The following is a 13,513-nucleotide window of genomic DNA, read 5'->3' on the forward strand; positions in this document are numbered from 1 at the left end:
TCCATCAGGTTTGGTGGCGATAGCGAAGAGGTCACACCCGTTCCCATACCGAACACGGAAGTTAAGCTCTTCAGCGCCGATGGTAGTTGGGGGTTTCCCCCTGTGAGAGTAGGACGCCGCCAAGCTTTTTGTTTATATCCTTCCAATGGAAGAAGTTACTTTATCCATTCCGCAGTAGCTCAGTGGTAGAGCTATCGGCTGTTAACCGATCGGTCGTAGGTTCGAGTCCTACCTGCGGAGCCATGCTTCCATAGCTCAGTAGGTAGAGCACTTCCATGGTAAGGAAGAGGTCAGCGGTTCGAGCCCGCTTGGAAGCTTTCCTCTAAATATTGTTCTGACAAGGTTTCTCGATGATGAGAAGGCTTTTTTTTATGTCTTTTTTAATTGCTGGGGGACGCAATGGGGACGCATTATCGAATTTGCAATAAGTTTGATATAGCTTCTGCATAACCTAAACGATGATAGACAGATTTGATATTAAACCCAGATATTTTGCCGATTTGATTTATTAGCATAGTAGCATGAGTGTGACGCATATCATGCAAATGAATTTTCTTATATCGTGCTTTTTTGCGAATCGCTCCCACTATTTATTTAAATATAAAAAGGTAGTTGAGAACGTACAATGCTAATTCGTCTAGTTGATGACAGAGCAAGGCATTCCATTGGTCAACGTTGTGCCACATAAAAGATGGAACGGTTCGAAGATAAAAGCAGCTCTTCAAAAAGCATTGAAAAAGTGAAAAAGGTAAAGCCTCTGATCATAGAGAACAGGGGCTTTTTTGATGTTATTTTTCAACGTTCTTTTTTTGAAGTGAATCCTTATCTCAAAATCCTTTTTCTTTTCTCTGTTACTTTATCGAGTGATTCTAGGTATATGAAAAAGTATTGTTTCCACACAATTTTACACTAATTATGTTTCTCCTCCTGAAAACGTAGTTGATAGAATTTCATTTTCCTTTTATGCATTTTAAATGTGTCGAATTTGTGAAATAAACAATTTCCACAAACTAAAATATGTGGTAGGTCTGTCTATAGTAGGTAACACAATACTCTTTGTTATGGTGAGCATTAATAGAAGGAGATTTCATGATTATTGCCATAACTGTTGTTACATATGGTAGTAAAGTTAGAGAGCCAAAAGGTGATCTGCATTATTACTGTACACATGCCTTAGAAATCGGAAATTCTAAGGAAGAGCTTCTCATCTAAATGGACTTTGTAGACAAGCTCGAAAAAAATTACATGGAGGTAATAGGAAATGAGAATTAACCACAATATCGCGGCACTTAACACACTGAACCGTCTATCTGCTAACAACGGTGCGAGCCAAAAGAACATGGAGAAGCTTTCTTCTGGTCTTAAAATCAACCGTGCAGGAGATGACGCAGCAGGTCTTGCAATCTCTGAAAAAATGCGTGGACAAATCCGCGGATTAGAAATGGCTTCAAAAAACGCACAGGACGGTATCTCTCTTATCCAAACAGCTGAGGGGGCATTGACTGAAACTCACTCAATCCTTCAACGTGTTCGTGAACTAGTCGTTCAAGCTGGAAATACTGGTACACAGGATAAAGAGTCTGACCTTCAATCTATCCAAGATGAAATTAAAGCTTTACAAGAAGAAGTAGATGGAATTTCAAATCGTACAGAGTTTAACGGTAAAAAATTATTAGATGGTTCGTTTAAAGGAACCCCAGGAACACCAGCAATTCCGCCGACAGATCCAGATGATCCAGATACAGGTACACCTGCAGTTCCAGCAAGTGGTAATGCTTTAGTGTTCCAAATCGGTGCTAATGCAACTCAACAAATCTCAGTTCATATTGATAAAATGAGTACAGATGCATTGGGAGTGAAAGGTGCTAATGGAATTGTAGCGAATCAAGCAATTAAAGACATCGATGTAAGAAAGTTTGCTGATAATGCAGCAGATGCTACTGATGTTGGTTTTGATACTCAACTAAGTATTGTTGATGCAGCTATTAACCAAGTATCTGCTCAACGTGGAAAACTTGGTGCAGTACAAAACCGTCTAGAGCACACGATTAACAACTTGGGTGCATCTGCTGAAAACTTAACTGCTGCTGAGTCTCGTATTCGTGACGTTGACATGGCGAAAGAAATGAGTGAGTTCACAAAGAACAACATTCTTTCTCAAGCGTCTCAAGCTATGCTTGCACAAGCGAATCAACAGCCGCAAAACGTACTTCAATTATTACGTTAATCAACCAAAAGCCCCTTTTATATAGGGGCTTTTGTTGTTTGTTTTAAATGTTGGACATGCTCAGTGACAAATAGACTCATGAATGGAATAAATCGATTGGTAAGTAAGCTTTGTATCAATTTTCTACACATTCCTTCTTTTTGTGCTTGATTCCTTAGTTCCTTTCTTATATTCTTACTAAAGTGATGATAATCCTCTCTAACAAAAGACTCTGTACGTTCCTCTTTTTCCCCGAAAGTGAAGCATTGTTTATTTTCCTTTCCTCATCTCCAGGTTTGAATGATCTTCTTTTCCGTGTGCGGTATGTATATAAAAAGGAGTAGATGGTTTGAAAGATTTATTTGTAAAGCAAGAATGGTTTGGACATGTGCGTCAGGATGTGCTGGCAGGTATTTTAGTGGCTCTGGCTTTAATTCCTGAGGCGATTGCGTTTTCGATTATTGCGGGCGTTGATCCTAAGGTCGGTTTGTATGCTTCGTTTTGTATTGCGATTGTGATTTCGTTTGTTGGTGGACGGCCAGGTATGATCTCTGCCGCTACTGGGGCTATGGCGCTGGTCATGGTCAATTTGATTGCAGATCATGGATTGCAGTATTTGTTCGCAGCTACGATTTTAACAGGCTTGATTCAAATTGTGTTTGGATTGTGCCGTGTTTCTCGTTTGATGAAATTTATTCCGAGGTCTGTGATGGTTGGTTTTGTCAATGCGTTGGCAATTATGATCTTCATGGCACAGCTGCCGCATTTCGTTGGGGAATCCATGGTTATGTATGTCATGACAGGTGGAGCATTGTTGATCATTTATGTATTGCCGATGGTCACAAAAGTTATTCCCTCTCCACTTATTGCAATTATTGTGATGACGATGATTGCTGTATTTGGGCATATTGATGTCAGAACGGTTGGAGACATGGGAGAGCTTCCTAGCTCTTTGCCAACTTTTCTTATTCCCAATGTACCGTTTAGCTGGGAAACACTTGCTATCATTTTTCCTTATTCCTTAGCACTTGCGATGGTTGGTTTACTTGAATCTTTATTAACAGCACAAATTGTAGATGATATGACGGAAACGTCTAGTCGTAAAAATAAGGAAGCGAGAGGCCAAGGAATTGCCAATGTGGTGGCAGGATTTTTTGGCGGTATGGCTGGCTGTGCGATGATTGGTCAATCTGTGATTAATACAAAGGCAGGGGGACGAGGCCGGCTTTCTACCTTTGTGGCTGGTGCATTTTTAATGGTATTGATTTTTGTGCTTGGTGATGTGGTTGTTCAAATTCCAATGGCTGCTCTTGTTGCTGTCATGATCATGGTTTCTATTGGTACCTTTGATTGGAGTTCATTCCAGCAGCTGAAAAAGAACCCAAAAACAGATTCTCTTGTGATGCTTGTCACGGTCGTGACGGTGGTGTTCACTCATGATTTATCCAAGGGTGTTTTTGCAGGGGTGCTGCTTAGTGCCGTATTCTTTGTGGCTAAAATATCAAAACTGCATATTACCTCTACAGAAAGCCAAGCTGGTACATGGGTTTACCGAATTAAGGGTCAAATTTTCTTTGCTTCCGTGACTGAATTGATTCAAGCCTTCCATCATGGAAACGACTTGAACACGGTTGTGATTGATTTGTCTGAAGCGCGTATATGGGACGAATCAGGTGTGGCCGCAATTGAACGTGTGAAGGAAAAATATTGTACAGCTGGTGTAGAGGTGGACGTAGTTGGAATGGATACGTCTAGTCAAAAACTTATGAAACAAGTGATCGGATCTTAAAAAGACTTTTCTGTTTGTTACAATAGAACAAGGAAGAAAGTGAAGGATGGAGGTGGCCGGCATGCTTGTCCGTTTGAATCAGGTGCTCGGCCGGATGATGCCGCTCATTACGCCTGTCAGCGTGCTACTTGGTGTATTATTGGCGGCGTATTTAAAAGATTTCACCTTTTTGGTGCCTTGGGTGTTTGCTGTGATGACATTTTCAGGGAGCTTGTCATCTACTTTTTCAGCTTTAAAACATACGGTGATGCATCCATTGCCTTTGATTTTATCGTTTATGATTTTGCATGTGCTGATGCCCCTTTATGCATGGTCGGCGGGGCATTTGATATTTGCGGGTGATTCTATGACGATCACCGGTTTGACGCTTGCGATGGTGATTCCGACAGGTGTGTCTAGTTTAATATGGGCAGCAATGTATAAAGGGAATGTGGGGTTAACGTTATCTATCATATTAATTGATACATTGCTTTCGCCATTGATTGTGCCAGTCAGCTTGTCAATCTTCGTTGGTACACAGGTCCATATGGACATGGTGGCGATCATGAAAGGACTATTCGGTATGGTGGTGTTGCCCTCTATTTTAGGGATGCTCGTTCGTCAGTATGCAAAGCCATCGGTGACAAAAGCAATGAGTCAGACCTTGGCTCCTTTTTCAAAATTAGGCTTGTTTGTTGTCGTATCGATTAACAGTTCTGTTGTCGCCCCATATTTGCGTGAACTGGATGCTGCGTTTTTTAGCAAAGCAGCGACTGTCTTTTTCATTGCGATGAGTGGGTATGCGTTTGCGTGGTTGATTGGAAAGGCGATGAAATGTACCCAAGGAGAAATTGTGGCGATTGTGTATACGGGCGGTATGCGGAACATTAGCGCGGGTGCTGTGCTTGCCATTAGCTTTTTCCCGCCTGCTGTTGCTGTTCCTGTCGTGATTGGCATGCTGTTTCAGCAAGTGCTTGCAGCCTTGTTTGGCTTTTTACTTCATCGTTTCGAGCTGAAAGTACCTGCTGTGACTAAGTCTTTATCATGAAAAAACCTCCATCCTTTAAGGTGGAGGCTTTTTTGCGATTAATAGATGAGGTATTTCTTCCGTTTCTTTTCGAATGTCTTTAGATCATGGTGGTATTGTTTCATGATGTGTTTGATGGAAGTGCCTTTATTGATTTCTTCTTTGATCCAGCTATTCCCGATGAGTTTATCAAAGCTGCCTGTTTGTAGGAATTGAAAGTCATTAGGATACGTGTCATGTATTGCTTTGATGATGGATAGACCTGTTTTGACTGCTTCGAATGATTTTCGGTCTGTGACATAAAGCTGTACCCCGTGAGACAAAGTCCCGGCATGTTTTGAAAAGGTAGGGGTAAATGAGACAGGTCTAAATTGAACGCCTTTTAGTTTTAACCCATTTAAATGATCTGCTAGCTCATTGCTATTGATATATGGAGCGCCAATGAGTTCGAACGGTTTTGTCGTTCCTCTGCCTTCAGAAACGTTTGTGCCTTCGATTAATCCTGTTGCTGGGTAAACAAAGGTACTATCAACGGTCGGCATATTAGGTGAAGGGAGGACGAACGGCAGCTTCGTGTCATCGAACGTCATGGATCGTTTCCAATGTTTCATTTTGATCACTTTTACATCAGCGTTGATATGAAATTCTTTGTTAAACATGTATGCAAGTTCTCCAGTTGTCATCCCATGTCTTAATGGGATGGGATAGAGACCTACAAAAGAGGCGTGTTCTGGCTCTAATACAGGTCCTTCTACTTTTAGCCCGCCTATTGGGTTTGGACGATCTAAGACAACAAATGGAATGTTGTTTTCCTTAGCTGCTTCCATTGCATAGGCCATCGTGTAAATATAGGTGTAATAACGAGTACCAACGTCTTGAATATCAAATAGCAGGACATCTACATTTTTGAGCATTTCAGGAGTTGGCTTTCTTGTTTTACCATAAAGAGAGTAAACAGGCAGGCCTGTTTTTTCATCAATATACGATTCGACGCCTTCTCCTGCTTGTGCATCACCACGGACGCCATGTTCAGGCCCATACAAGGCAGTCAGTTTGATATCGGGGTGTTCAAATAGCAGATCGACACTGCTTTTCATGTTTGCATCAATGCCTGTAGGATTCGTAATAAGCCCTACTTTTTTCCCTTTAAGCCAAGAGAGGTTACTTGAGAGTAATGTTTCGATACCTGTTTTGACTGTTGCTTTTTTTCCTTTTGTATCTGTTCGTTCTGAATCTGCGGGGGAGGCGGCGGTCAATGTGCTGATCATGAGAATGCTAGCGAGTATCAAGCTTGCTGTCTTTTTCAAGAGAATCCCTCCTATTTGATCTGTTTGCCTTTTAAATTGAGTCCATAGCCAAATGGGTAAAGGGTTTGATTAGGATGAGTGACTGATGGGATAGCGACGGGCAATTTTCCTTTAGGTGAGGCCGCTCCAAAAATCACTTCTAGTCCCGCAGGAATATTGGGTTGATTGAATTGTCCATTTGAGTAGCCTTTAAAACCGTACACAGCCAGTAAGGCGTCGGCTTCCTCGAAATTTGCAGCATCATATGGGTTTCTAAGACTCATGATGACCAATTTTTTGTTTTGTGCTGCTGCTTCATTCATGACAGCACGAGGGAAGGCCGTTGCCCATTTTTTCGGATCCTGTACACCGTCATCAATGACGCCATCATTCACAGCCGGGTCATTTTGGACAACGTAAGAGCCGGTAATGACATAGTCAGCATTTTGAATGAGTTTGGCTGTTTCTTTGGAGAAGCTCTTATCTGCAAATGCGTATGATTGGATACGCACAGGTTTGATCTTTTTTTGTTTGATTAGTGATTCAATTGTGACGGACATTGCTTTTGTTTGATCTTCGTATGGTGCCATGAGTACGATTTTGTCATTCTTTTTAGGCTTAAAAGGCAAGGTTTTGTCGTTGTTTTTAAGGAGAGTGATTCCTTCACGTGCCATTTTTTGTTCTGCTTTTCGGTGCGACTTTTGACCAACGAGCTGTGTGGCTTTTTTGATTTTCTTCTCAAGGCTTACTGATTTATTGGCGGAAATGATGCCGCGTTTGATCTTTAATTGAAGGATTTTTTCGACAGATTGATTGATCTGAGATATCGGGATTTCTTTTGTGAGAACTGCTCTTTTTAAAGCATTGAACACATTCTCTAGGTTTTTTTCTGTCTTTAAGGACGTGACAGGTGCTGGCATGAGGGCAATGTCGACGCCTGCTTTAATAGCCATTACCACAGCTTCTTCCTGTCCGAAGTTATCTGCAATCGCTTTCATATTGAGGGCGTCTGTTACAACCACTCCTTGAAAGCCCATGTCTTCTTTTAATAAGTTTGTGATGACTTTTTTTGATAAGGTTGCTGGAACCATAATGTCCTCGCCATTTTTTTTGCTTTTATACGTTGTGTCATCAATGGCTGGGAATTGAACATGAGCGGTCATGACCATATCTGCCCCTGCGTTGATTGCTTGTTGAAACGGATACAGCTCCACCTTTTTAAGACGATCTAGATCATGTTCGACAAGCGGAAGTCCGTAGTGACTATCAACAGCTGTATCACCATGTCCCGGGAAATGCTTTAATGTGGAAATGGTCTTTTCCTTTTGAAGTCCTTTCATGGTTTGCAGACCAAGTCTCGTGACAAGTTCGGGGTCAGAGCTAAAGGAACGGACACCAATGACGGGGTTATTCGGGTTATTATTCACATCAAGAACAGGAGAGAAGTTTGTATTGATACCTAGAGCGTTTAATTCTTTGCCGATGATTTTTCCTGTGTCATATGCATTTTTCTTACTTCTAGAGGCACCAATCGACATATTTCCTGGGAAATGTGTTCCCTTTTGTAGTCTTGTGACGATTCCGCCTTCTTGATCAATGGAAATGAGTAAAGGAATGTTGGGTGATGCTTTTTGAAATTCATGTGTGAGTTTGACGGTTTGTTTCGTATCAACGACATTTTCTGCAAATAAGATGACACCGCCTAAATGATATTTCTCTACAAGGTGAGAAACTTCTTTATTCATTTTTGTGAAGCCTGTAGGAGCGGATTCACCTTCTGCTTGCCAATTGCGAAAGTCTGGCATGAGCATTTGGCCAATTTTTTCATCCAAGGACATGTCCTGAACCATTTGTTTGGCAGTTGGGAGAGGGGCGGAGCTCACCTTTTCCGTTGGAATGGAAGAGGTGAGCAGGGCCAAAACGAGTGCAGCGGGGAACAGAGCTTTTAACATCGAATTCCTCCTTTTACTTAAAAGATTCGTAGATTGCGGTCATGATGCTTCCATAAGTACCAGTTGGGAAAAGGTCACCTTCAAATTGATTTGGGTTGACTTCAGGTGAAATGACGGGTGAATGTTTTTTATTTGTCAGCAAGACGACGCCTAGATTGTGTTTTGGATCAATCAATGTCATCGTTCCGGTCCAGCCTGTGTGTCCATACGCTTCTTTACTTGCGTACTTCCCAAACATCCATTCCATGTCAGTATTGCCGTTTTTCCGCCAGCCTAGCCCGTAAGTTGGGTTCGTGTCTGATGATTCCGTAAAGAGATCGATAGAAGCTTGGTCAAAGATGGTTGTTTTCCCATAGCCTCCTTTATTGAGCATCAGCTGAAGCAGTACGGCCATATCTGATGTATTAGAGAAAAGTCCGGCATGTCCGGAGACACCTGCCATTGAGTAATAGGCTTTCTCATCGTGGACTTCACCTAGCAAGGTATACCTGCGAATGTTTTCAAAATCAATGACACCATCTCTTGTATTGCCTAGACGCTCGGTTGCTGCAAAATGCTTTGGCTTGAATCCCTTTTTCAGCGGATTGAACATGGTATGTTTTAGACCAAGCGGTCGATAAATCGTCGACTCTACATATTGATCAAGTGGCATACCGGTTTTTTTCTCAATGATCATGCCTAACAGCATGTAATCAATATCACTATAAATATGCTGAGTGCCTGGCTTGTATTGCAGAGGCACCTTTGGTAGCCATTTCATGGTTGTTTGTCTATCTTGAGAGAAAAAAGAGCCCGCTTGCTCTTTGCTATAAAATAAAACACTGGAAGGCAGTCCGGCAGAATGGGTTAGAAGATCCTTGACTCGAAGCTGATCTTTGCCGGTTACCTTTGCATCTGGTTCATCTTGAAAGTCAGGCAGGATGGTTTGTATTTTTTCATTTACATCTAGTTTTTGTTCATATACTAGCTTTTGCAGGGCATAGTTGGTGGCATACATTTTTGTATTGGATGCCAAATCGAACAGTGTGTTCTTTTTCATTTTCTTATAGAATTTGAGTTCTGTTGTCCCTTTATATTTTTGTCTGTAGCCATAGGCTTTTTGATGGACGATCTGACCATCCTTGATAATGATGAGTGCTGCTCCTGGAAATCCTGCTTTGATATCGTTTTGAATCATGTGATCAACCTTCCTAAGCTGCCTAGAAGAAAAACCTACTTGTTCCGGTCGTTTTGCTTTTTTTAAGACGGGATATTCTTCAGGTGCTGTTTTAGACAAAGACGATACAGGATGGGAGCTAGTTGCAAATGTTTGTACTGGTAACCCAAGGAGTATGAACAGACTTGTGATGATGAGAAAATATTTCTTCAAGAGCTAGACCTCCTATTGCTTATTTTCCTCGAATTCAACAGCCATATCATCATGAAATCCAAATAAGTATGTGAAGATAAATCCAGCGACATATGCAATAAAGAGTCCTATTAAGTAAAGTAGCATTTGATGTGTGTGAACGATAAAGGTTAATGGGAGACCTGATACCCCGATTGCTTTAGTGGCGATTTGGAAATAGGCTTGAAATGCTCCGCCGATTCCAGCGCCGAGACAAGCGGTGAGGAAGGGTCTTCCGAGCGGGAGTGTGACACCGAAAATGAGCGGTTCTCCAATTCCAAGCATTCCTGAAGGAAGTCCGCCTGCAATGGCTCTTTTCAGCTTTTTCTTTTTTGTTTTCATATAAATGGCAAAGGCAGCACCGACCTGTCCTGCGCCTCCCATAGCGAGGATTGGCAGAAGCGGGTCATCTCCAATTGAATTAATCAGTTCCATATGAATAGGTGTTAGGCCTTGGTGAAGTCCAGTGACAACAAGAGGAAGGAAGGTCGCACCAAGAACAAATCCGGCAAAAATACCGCCAATGTTTAATAGATAAGTAAGTCCAGAGGTGATGGCATCAGATATAAATCCGCCGACTGGCATGAAGATAACGTACGTGAAAATGCCTGTAATGAGTAGTGTGATGGTTGGTGTGACGATGATATCGAGTGATTGCGGGACGAAGCGCCTGATCCGTGTCTCAACAAGTGCCATAAAAATAGCTGCAAGAAGAACACCGATGAGTCCGCCTCTGCCTGGTAGAATATTAGTGCCAAATAACATAATATCAGCGGCAGCTGGGTTAATGATGAGAATACCTGCTAATGCGCCTAATGCAGGAGAGCCACCAAATTCTTTTGCGGCGTTTGTTCCTACTAATATACCGAGATAAGCAAACAAGCCTGAGCCTATAACGGTTAGGATAATCGCAGCTTGAGATTTTTCATCGAGCCAGCCTGCTTGCACGACCGCTTTTGTAATACCCGTTATAAGACCCGATGCAACGAGTGCTGGAATAATGGGAATGAAAATGCTGGCGATCCGCCGTAAGAACAGCTTGAATGGTGTGCGGTTCTTTTGTGAAATGGCTTGTTTGTTTTTCTGTGCTTCGTTGTTTAAATCATATGAACCTGAGGCATTGAGCAGCTGTTCAAATGCACTTGATACTTGGTTGACAACACCTGTGCCTAAAATGATTTGCAGTGTTTCCGCTTCGACGACGCCAATGACGCCATCGAGTTCTTTGATCGCGGTGGTTTGCACTTTTTCACGATCAATGGGTGTAATTCGGAGACGTGTCATACAATGTGTGTGGGAAGAGATGTTTTCAGAACCACCACAGAGTGAAAGGATTTCTTTCGCCAACTGCTGATATTTCTTTTGATGACTCATGTTGAATCCCCCTTTGTTTTTCGTTTCATGGAGCGGATGGCATGCCTTGTTTTGTCAATATATTGTGCTGTCTGTTCATATTGACGGGAGGCTAAACTGAGGAACAAGACATCGATTAAATAGAGCTGTGCCATTCTAGAGGAAGTGGCAGCACTGCGAAAAGGTGCTTCATTGGAACCGGACGTTGATAGATGGACATCACACAATGCAGAAACGCTTGTATGACCTGGGTGCGTTAAAGCAATGGTTTTTACTTCATTTTCTTTGGCGAGCTGAAGCGCTTGGATGATGTCTAATGTTTCTCCTGAGAAGGATATACCGAACACAATGTCATTCTTTCCAGCATTTGCGATGACCGTAGATGCGATGTGCATGTCAGTGAAGGCGGTGGCTGCATAATTGATTCTGAGAAATTTCTGCTGGGCATCAGCTGCGACGATGCCAGATGCACCCACACCGATAAAATGGATTTGGTTTGCATTCAGCAGCAGTTGCACAGCTTTTTCTAAAGCTTCTACATTTAAAATAGAGGCTGTATCTTTGATCGATTGAATGGTGTTTCCTGCTGTCTTTTGAATAATGGATTGAAGTGGTTCATCTTGTTCGATATCCCGGTAGCCTTGTTTATCAGTGTGCATTAAGTCTCCAGCGATCCGCATTTTCAAATCGTGATAGCCATCCAGCCCGAGAGACTTACAGAGACGGATGACGGCAGAGCTGCTTGCACCGGCAGCCTGACTGATTTCATGCACTGTGCTTTTAATGAGTTTGTCAGGATGGGCAAGGATATAGTCTGCAATGATTTTTTCAGATTGGGGAAGCTTTGATTTCATTGTGTGTAGTAAGGTGAGTCCGCCTGCTGACATGAGTTTCCTCCTTTAAGATTGATGACGTAAGATGGCTTTGTCGATGTGACCATCTGCTTTGTTGAGCAGGTCTTTGGCTGTCTTTTTATCTGTTTTGGTTTGGAGCATGACGATGGCTGTTTTAACTTCTAAATCGGCTGCTTCAAGGGCTTTTACGGCTTGTTCGTAGGGAGCATTGGTCACATGCTGAATGATGGTGATGGCGCGTTCTTTTAGTTTATGATTGCTTACTTTTACATCTACCATCAGGTTTTCATATACTTTGCCTTGTCTGATCATGACAGAGGTGGAAAGCATATTTAAAATCATTTTATGAGCGGATGCGGCTTTCATTCGTGTTGACCCAGTGATGGCTTCTGGTCCTACGACGACTTCAATGGCGCAGTCTGCTAGTTCGCTAATCTCTGCTTGTTCATTGCAGCTGAGGGCTACTGTTTTTGCTCCAATGGTTCTAGCATAGTTTAAAGCGCCAATGATATAGGGTGTTCTACCGCTCGCCGCGATGCCGACAACTGTATCTTTTGATGTGAGGTGGATGTGTTCTAAATCTTTTTGACCAGCTTCTTCACTGTCTTCCACATCTTCTGCTGCATGTGAAAAGGCAGAGTCGCCACCGGCCATGATGCCTACGATGACATCAGGTGAAATGCTATAGGTAGGTGGACATTCGACCGCATCCATTACCCCAATTCTGCCGCTTGTTCCAGCGCCTAGATAAATGAGTCTGCCCCCATTCGAGATGGATTCAAAGACCAAGTCACTTGCTGTCTTTACGTCTGGAAGGACACGGTTGACGGCTTCAGCGACCTTCATATCTTCCGCATTTATCATTTGGAGTATTTCTAGCGGGCTTGCTTGTGAAATTCTCATGGTGTTAGGGTTTCTTGATTCTGTTGTCAAAGAACGCAGTTGAGATGGCTGCATGTGACATACCTCCTTATTTCTTCATTTTCAGTATATTGAGTATGACATGAAATTTCAATATTATATTTAAATACTGAAATTATATTTCAGTCAAAATGTTGTGCTGATGAGGGTTGAATAGTTAGAAAATAAAAAAAATAAAAATCCCCTTTACAAAAGGGGGACAACCTGTATATAATAACTTTTGTCAGCTTCACGGAAACAGTAAACTTGACAAACTGGCCCGTTGGTCAAGCGGTTAAGACACCGCCCTTTCACGGCGGTAACACGGGTTCGAATCCCGTACGGGTCACCATGATGTGGAGGATTAGCTCAGCTGGGAGAGCATCTGCCTTACAAGCAGAGGGTCGGCGGTTCGAGCCCGTCATCCTCCACCATATGCCGGTGTAGCTCAACTGGTAGAGCAACTGACTTGTAATCAGTAGGTTGGGGGTTCAAGTCCTCTTGCCGGCACTGTTTTTCTTTTATCAATTCCATATGTGGAGGGGTAGCGAAGTGGCTAAACGCGGCGGACTGTAAATCCGCTCCCTCCGGGTTCGGCGGTTCGAATCCGCCCCCCTCCACCATTTTTGGGCTATAGCCAAGCGGTAAGGCAACGGACTTTGACTCCGTCATGCGTTGGTTCGAATCCAGCTAGCCCAGTTAAGACACCTTTTTTAAAAAGGTGTCTTTTTTTTATTTTGACGATTGGAATGTATAACTATTCAAAATATTGTTGAGTTG

At 42.5% G+C, this 13,513-nt stretch carries 9 protein-coding genes, 7 tRNA genes and 1 rRNA gene; 11 read left to right on the forward strand and 6 right to left on the reverse strand.

From position 1 onward, the window contains the following. Nucleotides 1-9: 9 nt before the first annotated feature. The 6 genes from rrf (at nucleotide 10) to EBQ12_RS16965 (ending at nucleotide 5,022) form a co-directional block, all read left to right on the forward strand. Nucleotides 10-125, forward strand: a 5S ribosomal RNA gene (gene rrf, locus EBQ12_RS16940). Between the two features lie 43 nt (nucleotides 126-168). Beyond that, nucleotides 169-243, forward strand: a tRNA-Asn gene (locus EBQ12_RS16945). A gap of 1 nt (nucleotide 244) precedes the next feature. Then, nucleotides 245-317 (forward strand) — tRNA-Thr (locus EBQ12_RS16950). 944 nt (nucleotides 318-1,261) lie between these two features. Further along, the gene (hag, locus tag EBQ12_RS16955; RefSeq protein ID WP_017358869.1) at nucleotides 1,262-2,227 is read left to right on the forward strand and encodes a flagellin Hag; all 966 of its coding nucleotides are present in this window, start codon (nucleotides 1,262-1,264) and stop codon (nucleotides 2,225-2,227) included. A 328-nt stretch (nucleotides 2,228-2,555) separates the two neighbouring features. Then, nucleotides 2,556-3,995, forward strand: coding sequence for a SulP family inorganic anion transporter (locus EBQ12_RS16960; protein WP_125590810.1), 1,440 nt, complete (start codon nucleotides 2,556-2,558; stop codon nucleotides 3,993-3,995). Between the two features lie 61 nt (nucleotides 3,996-4,056). Next, a complete protein-coding gene (locus EBQ12_RS16965; protein ID WP_035390705.1) occupies nucleotides 4,057-5,022 on the forward strand; it encodes a bile acid:sodium symporter family protein in 966 nt (321 codons plus the stop codon). 38 nt (nucleotides 5,023-5,060) lie between these two features. On the opposite strand, the gene EBQ12_RS16970 is transcribed toward EBQ12_RS16965, so the two are convergent. From EBQ12_RS16970 to murQ, 6 genes are read right to left on the reverse strand one after another with little or no spacing between them, the layout of a single operon-like run. Next, complete coding sequence (locus EBQ12_RS16970) at nucleotides 5,061-6,269, reverse strand: exo-beta-N-acetylmuramidase NamZ family protein (RefSeq protein WP_430384054.1); 1,209 nt, start codon at nucleotides 6,267-6,269, stop codon at nucleotides 5,061-5,063. A gap of 50 nt (nucleotides 6,270-6,319) precedes the next feature. After that, entirely contained in the window at nucleotides 6,320-8,239 is a 1,920-nt protein-coding gene (locus EBQ12_RS16975; RefSeq protein ID WP_125590815.1) for a glycoside hydrolase family 3 protein, read from the reverse strand. 13 nt (nucleotides 8,240-8,252) lie between these two features. Continuing rightward, nucleotides 8,253-9,608 carry a penicillin binding protein PBP4B gene (gene pbp4b / locus EBQ12_RS16980; protein WP_125590817.1) on the reverse strand — a complete coding sequence of 452 codons (1,356 nt, stop codon included), beginning with the start codon at nucleotides 9,606-9,608 and terminating at the stop codon, nucleotides 8,253-8,255. A 12-nt stretch (nucleotides 9,609-9,620) separates the two neighbouring features. Beyond that, a complete protein-coding gene (locus EBQ12_RS16985) occupies nucleotides 9,621-11,000 on the reverse strand; it encodes a PTS transporter subunit EIIC (protein ID WP_008344031.1) in 1,380 nt (459 codons plus the stop codon). Then, on the reverse strand, nucleotides 10,997-11,866 hold the full coding sequence (locus tag EBQ12_RS16990) for a MurR/RpiR family transcriptional regulator (RefSeq protein WP_017366475.1): 870 nt from the start codon (nucleotides 11,864-11,866) through the stop codon (nucleotides 10,997-10,999). The genes EBQ12_RS16985 and EBQ12_RS16990 overlap by 4 nt, the downstream gene beginning before the upstream one ends. Nucleotides 11,867-11,878: 12 nt before the next feature. Then, nucleotides 11,879-12,790: an N-acetylmuramic acid 6-phosphate etherase gene (murQ, locus tag EBQ12_RS16995; protein ID WP_125590819.1), complete on the reverse strand. Its 912-nt coding sequence runs from the start codon at nucleotides 12,788-12,790 to the stop codon at nucleotides 11,879-11,881. Nucleotides 12,791-13,010: 220 nt separating this feature from the next. On the opposite strand from murQ, the gene EBQ12_RS17000 reads away from it, so the two are divergent. From EBQ12_RS17000 to EBQ12_RS17020, 5 genes are all read left to right on the forward strand, one after another. Beyond that, nucleotides 13,011-13,085: transfer RNA gene (locus EBQ12_RS17000), tRNA-Glu, on the forward strand. Between the two features lie 6 nt (nucleotides 13,086-13,091). Next, nucleotides 13,092-13,167 (forward strand) — tRNA-Val (locus EBQ12_RS17005). Between the two features lie 3 nt (nucleotides 13,168-13,170). Then, nucleotides 13,171-13,243 (forward strand) — tRNA-Thr (locus EBQ12_RS17010). A 28-nt stretch (nucleotides 13,244-13,271) separates the two neighbouring features. Beyond that, nucleotides 13,272-13,356: transfer RNA gene (locus EBQ12_RS17015), tRNA-Tyr, on the forward strand. Nucleotides 13,357-13,360: 4 nt separating this feature from the next. After that, nucleotides 13,361-13,432 (forward strand) — tRNA-Gln (locus EBQ12_RS17020). Nucleotides 13,433-13,513 lie beyond the last annotated feature (81 nt).

The organism is Bacillus sp. 2B09, from assembly GCF_003946835.1.
GTDB classification, from domain to species: domain Bacteria; phylum Bacillota; class Bacilli; order Bacillales; family Bacillaceae; genus Bacillus; species Bacillus altitudinis.